The 13,365-nt window shown below is 51.3% G+C and carries 12 protein-coding genes and 1 pseudogene; 6 read left to right on the top strand and 7 right to left on the bottom strand.

Features of this window, described 5'->3' with window-relative positions; translation table 11 throughout:
* Positions 1-267: 267 nt before the first annotated feature.
* A complete protein-coding gene (locus GUC46_RS11570; RefSeq protein ID WP_003836140.1) occupies positions 268-1,677 on the bottom strand; it encodes a PLP-dependent aminotransferase family protein in 1,410 nt (469 codons plus the stop codon).
* Positions 1,678-2,085: 408 nt separating this feature from the next.
* Here GUC46_RS11570 and GUC46_RS11565 point away from each other — a divergent pair, with 408 nt between their 5' ends.
* From GUC46_RS11565 to GUC46_RS11550, 4 genes are all read left to right on the top strand, one after another.
* Entirely contained in the window at positions 2,086-3,489 is a 1,404-nt protein-coding gene (locus GUC46_RS11565; protein WP_003020224.1) for a cytochrome ubiquinol oxidase subunit I, read from the top strand.
* The gene (cydB, locus tag GUC46_RS11560) at positions 3,489-4,499 is read left to right on the top strand and encodes a cytochrome d ubiquinol oxidase subunit II (protein ID WP_003020227.1); all 1,011 of its coding nucleotides are present in this window, start codon (positions 3,489-3,491) and stop codon (positions 4,497-4,499) included. Before GUC46_RS11565 ends, cydB begins: the two co-directional genes overlap by 1 nt.
* Entirely contained in the window at positions 4,499-4,624 is a 126-nt protein-coding gene (locus tag GUC46_RS11555; RefSeq protein WP_003020230.1) for a DUF2474 domain-containing protein, read from the top strand. Before cydB ends, GUC46_RS11555 begins: the two co-directional genes overlap by 1 nt.
* A gap of 189 nt (positions 4,625-4,813) precedes the next feature.
* Entirely contained in the window at positions 4,814-5,044 is a 231-nt protein-coding gene (locus tag GUC46_RS11550) for a DUF2554 family protein (RefSeq protein WP_003020233.1), read from the top strand.
* Between the two features lie 3 nt (positions 5,045-5,047).
* Here GUC46_RS11550 and GUC46_RS11545 read toward each other — a convergent pair whose 3' ends face one another.
* Positions 5,048-7,009, bottom strand: a complete 1,962-nt coding sequence (locus tag GUC46_RS11545; protein ID WP_130714630.1) for a U32 family peptidase — start codon at positions 7,007-7,009, stop codon at positions 5,048-5,050.
* A gap of 79 nt (positions 7,010-7,088) precedes the next feature.
* Complete coding sequence (locus tag GUC46_RS11540; protein ID WP_060854898.1) at positions 7,089-7,625, bottom strand: helix-turn-helix domain-containing protein; 537 nt, start codon at positions 7,623-7,625, stop codon at positions 7,089-7,091.
* Positions 7,626-7,729: 104 nt separating this feature from the next.
* On the opposite strand from GUC46_RS11540, the gene GUC46_RS11535 reads away from it, so the two are divergent.
* Complete coding sequence (locus GUC46_RS11535) at positions 7,730-8,896, top strand: benzoate/H(+) symporter BenE family transporter (protein ID WP_003020244.1); 1,167 nt, start codon at positions 7,730-7,732, stop codon at positions 8,894-8,896.
* Here GUC46_RS11535 and GUC46_RS11530 read toward each other — a convergent pair.
* Positions 8,879-9,748 carry an AraC family transcriptional regulator gene (locus GUC46_RS11530; protein WP_003836123.1) on the bottom strand — a complete coding sequence of 290 codons (870 nt, stop codon included), beginning with the start codon at positions 9,746-9,748 and terminating at the stop codon, positions 8,879-8,881. The genes GUC46_RS11535 and GUC46_RS11530 overlap by 18 nt on opposite strands.
* Before the next feature lie 185 nt (positions 9,749-9,933).
* On the opposite strand from GUC46_RS11530, the pseudogene GUC46_RS11525 reads away from it, so the two are divergent.
* Positions 9,934-10,842 (top strand): annotated as a pseudogene (locus GUC46_RS11525) (DMT family transporter).
* Between the two features lie 37 nt (positions 10,843-10,879).
* On the opposite strand, the gene GUC46_RS11520 reads toward GUC46_RS11525, so the two are convergent.
* From GUC46_RS11520 to tehA, 3 genes are all read right to left on the bottom strand, one after another.
* Positions 10,880-11,551: a DUF3313 domain-containing protein gene (locus tag GUC46_RS11520; protein WP_003020253.1), complete on the bottom strand. Its 672-nt coding sequence runs from the start codon at positions 11,549-11,551 to the stop codon at positions 10,880-10,882.
* Between the two features lie 168 nt (positions 11,552-11,719).
* The gene (gene tehB / locus GUC46_RS11515; protein WP_003836119.1) at positions 11,720-12,316 is read right to left on the bottom strand and encodes a tellurite resistance methyltransferase TehB; all 597 of its coding nucleotides are present in this window, start codon (positions 12,314-12,316) and stop codon (positions 11,720-11,722) included.
* Entirely contained in the window at positions 12,316-13,317 is a 1,002-nt protein-coding gene (tehA, locus tag GUC46_RS11510; RefSeq protein WP_003020259.1) for a dicarboxylate transporter/tellurite-resistance protein TehA, read from the bottom strand. The genes tehB and tehA overlap by 1 nt, the downstream gene beginning before the upstream one ends.
* Positions 13,318-13,365 lie beyond the last annotated feature (48 nt).

Genomic DNA, 13,365 nt, shown 5'->3' with positions numbered 1-13,365 from the left:
TCTAAAAATAGTCGGGGTGTTGTAAGCGTTCCTGCTGGTGCAAGGAAATTTAATCAGGTTGTGAGCTAACGCTCATTACGCTACAGACTCTGACCTTGGGGGTAATCTTCTGGAGTATAGACAAGGAGTTAGACGCAGAGGTGGCAATAGTATTAACTATTGATATTTTGTATGGCCGCACCTGATATAAATAATACCGTGGTTCAGCATTCACTATTTCGAAAATAAGAATGCGCTATTCATTTATATTGAATAGCGCGTTATGGTTTATTTCATCATTTCACGAATTAATTTGCCAAGCTGTTTTACGGCCAGCTCTTCGCGCTCTCCCCAGTGCCATGCAGTATTAAAACGAAAAAAACGTGTCCAGCTTCCCGAGGTCGAGAACATTTTCCCCGGCGCAATGCTGATGTGGTGTGCCAGCGCATGGGTACTGAGCACACCAGCATCAAGCGGTTCCGGCAGCTCCAGCCACAGAAAATAACCGCTGTCGTTGTGGTGAATTTTGACTTCCGCCGGAAGATGACGCAGCAGCGTTTGCCAGGCCTGTTGTTTACGTTCCGCCAACTGCCGACGCAAGCGTCGCAAATGCGCGTCATAGCGCCGGGTTGAAAGATAATCAACAAGTGCAAGCTGCATGGGCGAACTGGTAGATAAAGTACTCATTAGCTGGAGTCGCTGAATACGCCGGGCATGTTTCCCTGCTGCCACCCAGCCAATACGAAATCCTGGCACCAGACACTTCGAGAAAGACGAACAATGCAGAACGCTGTCGGCGCGATCCCAGGCTTTGGCAGGTAGCGGTTTTTCGCGGCCAAAGTACAGCTCGCTGTAAACATCATCTTCAATCAGCATTACGTGGTATTTTTCCAACAAGGCAACCAGACGCGCCTTTTTCTCTGCGCTGAGCGTAAAACCCAGCGGATTTTGGCTGTTGGTCATTAACCAGCAGGCTTTTACCGGGTACTCCTGCAACGCCTGCTCCAACGCGGCAAGATCGATCCCCTCGTTAACGTCGGTGGCTACCGACAGCGCCTTCAGACGTAATCGCTCCAGGGCCTGCAACGCTCCGTAAAAACAGGGGTTTTCGACAATCACCCAGTCACCCGGTTCAGTGACAGCTTGCAGGCTCAGGTTGAGGGCTTCCAGCGCGCCGGTGGTGATGACGATTTCGTCCGGCGAAATGGTCATCCCCTGTTGAGCATAGCGACGGGCAATGGCATGACGCAGCTCAGCATTCCCCGGCGGCAGGTTTTCAATCACACTCATGGCGGTGGCGGTTTTACTCACCTGCGCCAACGAGCGGTTCAACTGTTGAAGTGGAAACAAACGCGGGTCGGGGAATGCTGAGGCAAAGGGCATCACTGACGCATCCCGGCTGGCCTGCAACATATCAAAAATATAGGTATTGATATCCACCGCTTCGTCGCGCATGACCTGTACCTGCGGCGCTGCCAGTTCACGTTCGGGGCGCGCGGCGACATAATAACCAGACTGCGGCCGGGCGATAATCCGCCCCTGGCTTTCCAGCAACTGGTATGCGTGTCCGACGGTCATAAAACTCATTCCGCTGCTGACCACTTGCTCACGCAAGGAAGGCAAGCGATCGCCTGGCTGCCATACGCCAGACGCAATTTGATCGCGAATTTGCTCTGCCAGTCGCTGGTACTTTTTCATTTTTGATCCTGATTACCGGTGTCGGTGACAATCACTGTGTATATCAGTTTACATAATCAGGGTGTTTTTTATAACTGTTATAGTTAACAGTTTTACAACATCGTTAACGCCAGCTCTTTGCCTGGTGATTTTTGATTCAAGGAAGGCATTCAGCAGAAGAACCTTTATACACACAAAGTAAACATTTATGATTACCTTTTAATTACCTTGCTATTAATATTGCAGAAGTACTAACGTGGGGAGGACGCTATTTAATTACAGGAATCCAGCTTCCAGATTTCATATCAGCGTGTACAACCTATAACAGCACTGCAACTGTTATGGTTAAAAAGAACTGTTCTGTTTCTGCCCCGCATTGCTTCTCAGGCTTAGAATTGCGCCAAATCAATTTTGCCTGCGGAGTTAAGCATGTTCGGTCTTGACGCGTTTCACCTGGCGAGGATCCAGTTCGCGTTTACGGTATCCTTTCACATCATCTTTCCGGCCATTACCATCGGCCTCGCCAGTTATCTGGCAGTACTTGAGGGGTTATGGCTAAAGACGAAAAATCCCACCTGGCGTTCGCTATACCATTTCTGGTCGAAAATATTCGCCGTAAACTTTGGTATGGGTGTAGTTTCCGGGCTGGTGATGGCTTATCAGTTCGGTACCAACTGGAGTGGTTTTTCCGAGTTCGCCGGTAGCATCACCGGACCGCTGCTGACCTATGAGGTGTTAACCGCCTTCTTCCTTGAAGCTGGTTTTCTCGGGGTAATGCTGTTTGGCTGGAACCGGGTTGGCCCAGGGCTTCACTTCTTTGCCACCTGCATGGTCGCACTGGGTACCATTATTTCAACCTTCTGGATCCTCGCCTCTAACAGCTGGATGCAGACACCGCAAGGCTATGAAATAGTTAACGGCCAGGTCGTTCCCGTTGACTGGTTCGCCGTTATTTTCAATCCTTCATTCCCTTATCGTTTACTGCATATGTCCGTTGCCGCTTTCCTCAGCAGCGCGTTGTTTGTTGCAGCGTCAGGTGCATGGCATTTATTGCGCGGGAATAACACCCCGGCTATTCGCGCAATGTTCTCAATGGCGCTATGGATGACGTTAATCGTCGCCCCGCTGCAGGCTTTGATTGGCGATATGCACGGTTTGAATACGCTGAAGCATCAGCCGGCAAAAATTGCTGCGATTGAAGGGCACTGGGAAAATCCGCCCGGCGAACCAACCCCGCTACTACTCTTTGGCTGGCCGGATATGGAGCAGGAACGCACCCGCTATGGGCTGGAAATTCCTGCCCTGGGTAGTCTGATCCTGACCCATAGCCTGGACAAACAGGTCCCGGCACTAAAAGAGTTTCCTAAAGAAGACAGGCCTAACTCAACGATGGTGTTCTGGTCGTTTCGCATAATGGCCGGGCTAGGCATGCTGATGATCCTGCTGGGCGCTTTTGCCCTGTGGCTGCGCTATAAGCAGCGTTTATACACCTCGCGCCCTTTCCTGCGCTTTGCCTTGTGGATGGGCCCCTCAGGTCTGATTGCCATCCTTGCCGGTTGGGTGACCACTGAAGTTGGCCGTCAACCGTGGGTGGTTTACGGTCTGCAACGTACGGCGGATGCGGTTTCCGCACATGGTGATTTACATATGAGCATCAGCCTGCTGTCCTTCTTTGTGGTGTACAGCTCAGTGTTTGGTGTGGGTTACAGCTACATGATACGCCTGATCCGCAAGGGGCCACATGAAGATGACCCAACAATTCCGCCAACCGGCACGCCTGCCCGGCCGCTTTCGGCTGCCGTCCTTGATTCTCAACCGGAGGCTCATCGCTAATGGGTATCGATTTATCAGTTATCTGGTTTGTGATTATCGTGTTCGCCACGCTGATGTATATCGTGATGGACGGTTTTGATCTCGGGATTGGCATTTTATTCCCCGCGATTCAGGACGCTGATGACCGCGATGTGATGGTTAACAGCGTCGCTCCCGTATGGGATGGGAATGAAACCTGGCTGGTGTTGGGCGGGGCCGGGTTATTTGGCGCGTTCCCGCTGGCCTATGCGGTGATTGTCGATGCGCTGACGATCCCGTTGACCCTGATGCTAATCGGCCTGATTTTTCGCGGCGTCGCGTTTGAGTTTCGCTTCAAGGCCACGCCGGCGCATCGACCATTCTGGGATAAAGCCTTTCTCAGCGGTTCAATCCTGGCGACATTCACCCAGGGCGTGGTGGTGGGTGCCGTACTCAACGGATTTTCCGTTACCGGACGCAGCTACAGCGGCGGTCCTTTCGACTGGTTGACCCCGTTCACGTTGTTCTGCGGCGTTGGCCTGGTTGTAGCCTATGCCCTGCTGGGTGCGACATGGCTGGTGATGAAAAGTGAAAATCCGTTGCAGGATAAAATGCGTCGCGTGGCCAAAAAACTGCTGCTGGCAATGTTGATTGTGATTGCCATTATCAGCCTGTGGACACCACTGGCGCATAGCGCGATTGCCGAGCGTTGGTTTAGTCTGCCCAACCTATGGTTCCTGATGCCGGTTCCGCTGCTGGTTGCGCTTATCAGCATCTGGCTGTGGCGTTCGCTGGGGCAACATAACTGCCATACGCTGCCTTTTGTATTGACACTGGGGCTGATTTTCCTCGGGTTTAGCGGGCTGGGGATCAGTATCTGGCCACACATCATTCCGCCGTCCATTACGCTCTGGCAAGCGGCGGCTCCGGCGCAAAGTCAGGGCTTTATGTTGGTTGGCGCACTGCTGATTATCCCGATAATCCTGGTGTACACCTTCTGGAGCTACTACGTTTTCCGCGGCAAAGTTCAACATGGTGAGGGGTATCATTGATGCAACAAACAATCTGGAAACGCCTGATGTGGCTGGTGATCCTCTGGGGCGGCAGCGTGCTGGCCCTCGCCGCTGTTGGCATGTTCTTTCGTCTCCTGATGACGGCCGCCGGATTTAAGTCCTGAATCTCTCCCTGATAACACCCGGGCAGCGCTGCACTGCCCGGGTGTTACAAATCCCAACATCGACTAAACAAAAATGTAAAAAACATCAAAATGACAAAACAGAGATTGTCATTATCCCGATTAAAATATTGAATAGTCACCAGGCGAAATTATCGCCAATTCCGCAGCTAACGTACCAGAGGGTGCATGATGTTTAAGAAAGGGTTAACAGTGTTATTGCTGGCCAGCGCGCTTTTTTCCGGTCAACTTTTCGCTACTAATCAGGGACATGAATATCTTCAGGTGCAGGATGCCGATCATTTACTACGACACACGGCCGACAGCGATGAGCTGCGAGTGACGGCGGAAGAATCCGCCGCCGATCTTCGTGAACACCATCACTGGCAAAAATCACGCAAACCCGATACGCATCTGAGCTAACGATTAACCTTTACGCTTCGGCAGTGTCTTCATTAGTTCTTCCGGACTGACCGAAGCCACAACGCTACCCGGCAACGGCATCTTCAGAATGTGATGTTTCATCTTGCCGATCACGTGCATTTCGCACGGTCGGCAATCAAATTTCAGCGTCAGGACTTCATCGCCGTTAACCAGTTGCATTGGTGTCGCTTTCCAGCTCTTGATATTCCCTTTCGCCTGTTTCGGACACAGGTTAAAGGCGAAGCGCAGGCAATGTTTGGTGATCATCACCGGTACTTCGCCCTTTTCTTCATGCGCTTCATAGGCTGCATCAATCAACTGAACGCCATAACGGTGATAAAACTCACGCGCTTTTTGGTTGTAGACGTTAGCCAGGAAACTCAAGTGCGTTTGCGGATAAACCGGCGCTGGCTGGGATACTGGTTTGCGGCTACCGCGCTTATAGCTTTGCAGGCGCGCTGTATCCAGCATATCAACGGCTTCACGTCGTAACTGATTTAGTTGACCGTTTGGCACGAACAGCGCGCCCGGCAGATTCACCTGAATATTGCGGGCGTAGTACATCGTCTGCCCAAGTTTTGCCAGTCCGTCCTGTAGGTTACTCAACGCTTTTTCCGCATTGTTCGCTTCCTCAAACTGGCCATCCAGCGTATGGGTGATGCTCACGCCCTCTTCACTGGTGAGCGTCAGAATCAACTGCTCCTGCCAGCCGCCGAGCTCAATATCAATCGCAACACGGCGTTCACTGGAGGTTTTGGTTAACGCTTGCTGCCAGTTATGATCGAGGTTGCGATTCAGCGGATGATTCGGACGCACTTTGTGCAGATCGGCAGGCATTTCATTCGGCCATACCCGATAACGATTGTTCCCCGTTTTTTCCACGGTGTTGGCGCGGAATCCAACAACCTCACGTTTGATTAACACGTTCAGGCCATCCCCGTTAGCCAGCGGTTCTGTCACCTCAACATCGAGATGATCTTTCGCCACCTTCAGGACTTCGCCGACCGGCAAACCGATAAACTTTGGTGAGTCGAATGCGCCGATATCCCCTTTACGGGCATTCACAAAATAATCGGTGCTGCCGCGATGGAAGGTTTTCTCCGTGGATGGGGTAAAGAAATGTTCGGTACGTCCCGCTGATGAACGGGCCAGGTCGCCGCGCTCTTCAATGATGGCATCGAGCATCTGGCGATAATGCGCGGTAATATTCTTGACATAACTCATGTCCTTATAGCGCCCTTCAATTTTGAAGGAACGCACACCTGCGTCAATCAATGCGCCGAGGTTGGCGGTCTGATCGTTGTCTTTCATCGACAGCAGGTGTTTTTCATAGGACACCACGCGTCCCTGATCGTCTTTCAGGGTATACGGCAGACGGCAAGCCTGGGAACAGTCGCCACGGTTAGCACTGCGTCCGGTTTGCGCATGTGAAATATAACACTGACCTGAATAGGCAACGCACAGCGCGCCGTGAATGAAAAACTCAATGGTCGCATCGGTAGCCTGATGGATGGCGTTAATTTGCTCAAGGCTCAGTTCGCGCGCAAGGACAATCTGGGTGAATCCGACATCAGCAAGAAATTTCGCCTTCTCAACGCTACGAATATCACATTGGGTGCTGGCATGCAGTTCAATCGGGGGAATATCCAGTTCCAGGATCCCCATATCCTGTACGATCAGAGCATCAACACCGGTCTGATACAAATCGGTAATTAACCGCTGCGCGGGTTCCAGTTCATCATCGTGCAAGATAGTATTTAGCGTCACAAAGATTTTAGCCCCATAGCGATGGGCGAAAGGCACCAGTTCGGCGATATCTTTCAGGCTATTACTGGCGTTATGACGCGCGCCAAAACCCGGTCCACCAATGTAAACGGCGTCTGCGCCGTGCAAAATGGCTTCGCGCGCAATGGCGGTATCCCGAGCCGGGCTTAACAATTCAAGGTGATGAGGCTGCTGGCGCATACAGTTGTTACCATCCACAAGCGGTAAAAATGGCGGCTATTGTAGTCACAAGCGCAGCTTTTCGGAATAGTTTTCCCGATTAACTGCGCGGGTAATGGATCAGCGAATGAAAGTGCACCGTTTGTTCGCTGCTGTTACGGTAACTGTGTGCCATATCTCCGGCGAAACGGACACCCTCACCAGATTTAAGGGGGCGCCACTGCCCCTCAATACACATATCCAGCAGACCATTAATCACCACCACGTGCTCTATTACGCCGGTCTCATGCGGAGTAGATTCACTGAGCGCGCCGGGCGCCAATAGTATCGAAAAATGATCGAAGCACAGTTGAGGATCCCACGGGAACAACGGCGTGACGACCATTGCCTGCTGCTGGGGATCGAATGTTAGCGTGCCGTCTGACTCTGGTGGTGAAATAAACGTTGAAAACGGGACGTTCAGCCCAGTGGCAATTTTCCACAATGTCGCCACCGTTGGACTGGATTCATTACGTTCAATCTGCCCCAGCATCGCTTTTGAGACGCCAGTTTCCTCCGCCAGACGCGAAAGGCTCCATTCCCGCTGGTGACGTAATGTCCTGAGCGTTGTGGCCAGATAGTGGGTTAAGTTGTCCATTTTCTCCTTCGTCGCTCTCCATACTCGGGGCTACAGTTTAGCACTTGTACGCTATAACGCACAGTGCTACAGTGATTGACCGTTATAACGCACACGGAGTGAATATGCGTGCATTCTCCATCCCCCTGCCCACTGTATTATCGGGTTTTGTGGCGGTCCTGGTTGGCTATGCCAGTTCGGCGGCCATTATCTGGCAAGCGGCACTCGCCGCAGGTGCGACTACCGGGCAAATTGCAGGCTGGATGACCGCTCTGGGGTTAGCAATGGGGGTCAGTACGCTGGTGCTGACATTGTGGTATCGCGCTCCTGTACTTACCGCATGGTCAACGCCCGGTGCCGCGTTGCTGGTGACGGGCCTGCACGGGGTATCTATTCAGGATGCCATCGGCGTTTTTATCGTGGCTAACGCGCTGATTGTGCTGTGCGGCGTAACCGGACTATTTGCCCGCCTGATGAAAATCATTCCCCACTCGCTGGCATCAGCCATGTTGGCTGGGATCTTACTGCGTTTTGGTTTGCAGGCATTTAATAGCCTGAACAGTGAGCTTATTTTGTGCGGTAGTATGCTGGTGGCATGGCTGGTGCTAAAAGTTATTGCCCCAAGATATGCCGTTATCGCTGCGATGTTAGTGGGTATTGCCATCGCCTTGATGAAAGGTGACATTGTCACTAATGATGTTAATCTGTCACCGGTTATCCCAGCGTTTATTACCCCGCACTTTTCATTAGCCCACAGTATCAGCATTGCACTACCGTTATTTCTGGTCACTATGGCTTCGCAAAATGCCCCCGGTATTGCGACCATGAAAGCATCAGGATATTCGTTACCCGTTTCCCCTCTGATTGTTTTTACGGGTCTACTGGCGCTGCTATTTTCACCTTTTGGCGTCTATTCCATCTGCATCGCCGCCATAACCGCCGCAATTTGCCAAAGTCCTGAAGCGCATCCGGATGCAAATCGACGCTGGCTCGCCGCAGCGGCAGCTGGCGTCTTCTATCTTCTGGCTGGGGTGTTTGGCGGTTCGGTTACAGGACTGATGGCAGCCCTGCCCGTAAGCTGGATCCAGATGCTTGCTGGTCTTGCATTACTCGGCACGATTAGCGGTAGTTTATATCAAGCCTTACATAATGAAGCTGAACGCGATGCGGCCATCGTGACTTTTCTGGTTACGGCCAGTGGTCTGACGGTATTTGGCATTGGGTCTGCATTCTGGGGGCTGGTTGTCGGCGGTATTTGCTACGCAGTGTTGACGTTATTTCGCCGCGCGTAGCTGCGTTGGTGTTTTACCTGTCACTTGTTTAAACCGGTTACTGAAATGACTCGCCGAACTAAATCCGCAGGCCATTGCAATATCCGACAGGCTGCGTGATGAATAACAGACCAGTTGCTGCGCTAGCGCCATACGGCGTTGCATGACGTACTGATGCGGCGCCATATTCATCGACTGGCGAAACATTCTGGCAAAATGGAATTCGCTTAGCGCTGCTTCACCAGCCAGATCGCTCAACGTTATGGGATACGCCAGATGTGCTTCAATATAGGCCAGCACGTTACGCAAGGTGGCAGGTGCAAGCCCTCCGGTGACAACGGGAAGCCGCCATTGAACGTTGCTGTAATGCTGGATCAGATGCGTTAACAGTAGTGAAGATGCCGCGCTAAGCGTGAGGTGATTAGCGGGTTGCAGCCAGTCGTTACCAAGCAAAAACTGACGGTAAACCGCCGTGATCCCCGGGTCACTGCCAAAAGTATGCTCGTCCAGCGTGAAGCTATAGGGGCTTTTGTCCCAGACTTTTTCACCCACTTCGCGCAGGTGAGCGTCGGTACAATAGAGATGAACAAAGGAAAGATCGTCGCGAATATCCCAACTGGACTCACTCTCTTTTGGCATCAGGCAAAAACGATCCGGTCCGCCGCCATTCTTCCAGCCTCCCGCCGTTTTGTGATAACTCTCGTAGCCATCCGCGATGTATAAACTGAGCGTGTGGTGATCGCAATACTGGGTAATGGTGTCGCGCTTGTTTGACCAGGCAGCCAGTTGGATCCCCGAATGTAACGCAACCGACTCGTGCAGCACGGCATTGTGTTTGCGTAAGTTTTCAAAGGCACCATAGGGCTGAGACATACCATCACATTCAAAATAAGTTAGCAGGCTTTCAGTCTATATCAGCTACATATCGTTAACAGCTTCCTTTTCACCTTTACACTAAAAAAAGCGCAAGATTTTGCAAGTCCACCGCAAGCCGATGAAAGCCCCCTGCTACCCGACGTGGCACAGTGTGCGCCTGAAGACCAAAAAGAGAGAGTTGTATGAACGGACTGTTGTACTGCCTGGTGGTGGTGATTTGGGGAACGACATGGATTGCGATTTACCTGCAACAAGGCCCGGTTGCGGCGCCAGTTTCCATCTTCTGGCGCTTTGCCATCGCCAGCACCGTGATGATAGCCATCCTGCTGATCAGCGGGAAATTGCGTAAGCTTTCCGGACGCGACCATCTGTTTTGTCTGTTACAAGGTGGATGCGTTTTTTGCTTTAACTTCTGGTGTTTTTACACTGCCGCTGCGTGGATCAATACCGGTCTTGAATCCGTCATTTTCTCGATGGCGGTCCTGTTCAATGCGGTTAATAGCTACCTGTTTTTTGGTCAAAAACCACCAGGACGCTTTTATGTTGCCGCCGGGCTGGGGCTGACAGGTATCGTCACCTTGTGACGGCAGGATTTGGTCAACAGCGGGTTGAATCACTCGCTGCTGCTGGGGATTGGTTTAAGCGCCCTCGGCACTTTTGGTTTCTCACTGGGCAATATGATAAGTCTGCGTCATCAGAAAAAAGGTCTCGAGGTGATGACCACCAACAGTTGGGCGATGCTGTACGGCACCGTGTTGATTGCTACCATTGCGCTGGTGCGCGGCGACAGCTTCACGCCACATTGGACCTTCAGTTATCTCAGTGCGCTGTTGTATCTGGCTATTTTTGGTTCGGTAATCGCCTTCGGCGCCTATTTCACGCTGGTCGGACGCATTGGTCCCAGTAAAGCGGCATACAGTACACTGCTTTTTCCACTGGTGGCGCTAACGCTGTCTACGTTGTATGAAGGGTATGTCTGGCAGGTTAATGCGATTGTGGGATTAGTATTGATTTTGCTGGGGAATCTGGTGATGTTTGCCCGACCAGAAACGCTGATGGGTAAACTCGTATATCGTCGCCGGGCGGCATAAAAAAACGCACCATCCAGGGATGGTGCGTTCTTCGTTATTATTGTTTTTTATTTACGTCAAACATGGAAGCATCAGTCGCCATGTCATCAACAACTTTCTTCAACGTTTCGAACGCCATCGGCGTACTTTCGTTGTTCAGGTCTTTGCCTTCACCCTGACGTACAACTTTAATGACAGGTTTATTGGTTGCCGCATCAATCAACTCACCTTCGAAAAAGAGGTGCGTGTCCATGGTACGGTGCCCCGTCGCCATTTGCGTACCCGCAACGAGCAGTGCAACCGGGACCACTTCATAGAACTGCAGCCCTTCTTTGCTGGTAGCAACACCGGTGATTGCCCCGCGGAAAATCAGACTGCGCGAGCCTGGCGTCGTAACCAGCGGTTTACGTTTTGCCAGGGCAGTTTTCATTTGGGTATTGGTATAGCTCAACAGCTTATCAAGAACCTGCTGACCGACCTGGGTGGTTGGTTTAGGAACCGGATAATACGTGATCGGGTTATAAACGATGTTATCGTATTTAGACTCATTAAAGTTGGGATCAACCCAACGCAGCACCGGCTGTCCGGTTGCAGATTTTGTTTCCTTCAGGCCGGAGTAATCTTTTAAAAAACCTGAATATTTATCAGGCTGCGTTATTTTTGAAGCACAGCCTGATAACGCCAGTAAACCCGTAAGCACTGCAACTTTAAATAAAGTTTGAGCACGCATGGAACGATCCCTTAGTATTTGCAGATATGCATCTGAAATAATAGCAAAAGGAAATCATTTTGGATGAACTAAAAATGGTAAGGCCCGCACAATTTTATCTTAACGTTTTCTTAATATTCAGCACGAAAAAAATGCTGAACGTAGAAAGAGTTATCACAAATGGGCAGGTCAGACCGTTTTACGCGCCAGCATTGTTGCAAAGCGTAGTTTAATTCGGTTGCCGTGCTCATCCGTACGATGAAGCTCACCTACGTCTTCGTTATATTTCAGCAGATCCCAACCTGTGTAGTAACGGCGTAACTCCCCTGTTTTAAACGCAAACGGGAACCCAACGGTACACGGAAAATCATCGGTATCCATTGCCGCGACGATCAGGTTATACCCACCTGGGTTGGTGCAGCGCTGCATATTTTCAATCAGGCCCGGGATGGTTTTCGCGTCCAGGAACATCATCACCACGGTAGAAAGAATAAAATCGTATTCACCGTCAAAGTTTAGCGCATTGAGATCCGCCACCTCAGCGTGCAGATTAGTCAGCCCTTCCGCGTTTTTAATGCGTTCCAGATTGGCGATGCTCATCGGATTCTTGTCCCATGCGGTAACGTCATAACCGTTGGCCGCCAGGTACAGACTGTTACGGCCATTCCCGCAGCCCAGATCTAACGTTTTGCCTGGGGCAACAATTTTTGCCGCGTCGACAACATCGGAATGCGTGCGGGTCAAATCATATTTCTCAGTAAAGTAGTTTTCGTCACAACGGATCATTATTTATCCTCAGATTTCAGTAATGCAGCACGTTCGGTGCGAATAAGCAGTTTTCCCTGCATCAGCAATGCAAACGTACGTATCAGTAATAGCGCAATGATAAAATTGGTAAAAATAAACAGCGGGATCGCCAGCGTATGAAAAAAACCTGACTCGCTGCCGTGCCCTAAATGCAGCCCCGTAGTCGCCAGTGCCGACACGCCGAACGAGAAGCTCCAGAAAGACGCATTAAACGGCTGTGACAAATACCACGGCATCAGGCGTAGCATAAACAGAAGTTGCAGCAGACCATAGCCGAACAGCATTTTAGCTAACGTATCTCCCTCGCCACCGTTCACACTAAGCCACGCGCTACAGGCGACCAGCGCGGGTGCCAACTGTATACCAAGTGAAGTCCGTAAAACCGTCGGCAGCTCGCCGCAGCTTCGTAAACGCTGCAGAATAACCGGCTCGAGGCTGAGCCAGGAAAATACCCCTGCGCCCAAAAACACCAACCCGGCATCGTTGAAGCCAAGCGCACCACAGGCCATGGCGCTGATAAAGTTATTGGCTACGGTTGGCAGATACAGGCCCGGTGTGGTGGCCTCTTCCGGGTGCTCGCCACGCCATAATCCAGCCGTTTGCCAGGCTGCGTACGCCAGCTGTATCACCACGCCGATGCTGAACAACACAATCGCCAGCGGTCGATACCACGGGACAAAACCAATCGCGACCAGCATCGTTGTAGCCGGAAACAGACTGACAAAACTGCTCATCACCGGATGACGAATTTCCGCCAGTACGCTATGAGGAAAACGCAGTAAACGACTAATAAAGGCCAGCGTCAACAATCCCCAGATGACCATCGCAAGGATCACTAAACCGTCGCCAATCCAGTGGCTTACAGGCCATACCTGGCTGGCATATCGCCACGCGAACCCCATCCCGATGATGCCCAGTACCATGCCAAAATAACCGGCCGGAAGATTGAGGACTCGCTCACTTTGCTTGCTCTTACTCATTTTGTTTATTTTTTAAAGTATATTTGAAATGCATTTTATGGAATTTCC

The organism is Citrobacter sp. LUTT5, assembly GCF_009905315.1.
In the GTDB taxonomy this organism is placed as follows: Bacteria; Pseudomonadota; Gammaproteobacteria; order Enterobacterales; family Enterobacteriaceae; genus Citrobacter; species Citrobacter freundii.
Note: the sequence above shows the minus strand (reverse complement) of the source record. Positions and strands in the feature narration are given on the sequence as shown.

Coding starts and splice junctions, on each gene's coding strand:
- GUC46_RS11570 (WP_003836140.1), bottom strand. CDS start 1,677: ATGAAAAAGTACCAGCGACTGGCAGAGCAAATTCGCGATCAAATTGCG.
- GUC46_RS11565 (WP_003020224.1), top strand. CDS start 2,086: ATGTTCGGTCTTGACGCGTTTCACCTGGCGAGGATCCAGTTCGCGTTT.
- cydB (WP_003020227.1), top strand. CDS start 3,489: ATGGGTATCGATTTATCAGTTATCTGGTTTGTGATTATCGTGTTCGCC.
- GUC46_RS11555 (WP_003020230.1), top strand. CDS start 4,499: ATGCAACAAACAATCTGGAAACGCCTGATGTGGCTGGTGATCCTCTGG.
- GUC46_RS11550 (WP_003020233.1), top strand. CDS start 4,814: ATGTTTAAGAAAGGGTTAACAGTGTTATTGCTGGCCAGCGCGCTTTTT.
- GUC46_RS11545 (WP_130714630.1), bottom strand. CDS start 7,009: ATGCGCCAGCAGCCTCATCACCTTGAATTGTTAAGCCCGGCTCGGGAT.
- GUC46_RS11540 (WP_060854898.1), bottom strand. CDS start 7,625: ATGGACAACTTAACCCACTATCTGGCCACAACGCTCAGGACATTACGT.
- GUC46_RS11535 (WP_003020244.1), top strand. CDS start 7,730: ATGCGTGCATTCTCCATCCCCCTGCCCACTGTATTATCGGGTTTTGTG.
- GUC46_RS11530 (WP_003836123.1), bottom strand. CDS start 9,748: ATGTCTCAGCCCTATGGTGCCTTTGAAAACTTACGCAAACACAATGCC.
- GUC46_RS11520 (WP_003020253.1), bottom strand. CDS start 11,551: ATGCGTGCTCAAACTTTATTTAAAGTTGCAGTGCTTACGGGTTTACTG.
- tehB (WP_003836119.1), bottom strand. CDS start 12,316: ATGATCCGTTGTGACGAAAACTACTTTACTGAGAAATATGATTTGACC.
- tehA (WP_003020259.1), bottom strand. CDS start 13,317: ATGAGTAAGAGCAAGCAAAGTGAGCGAGTCCTCAATCTTCCGGCCGGT.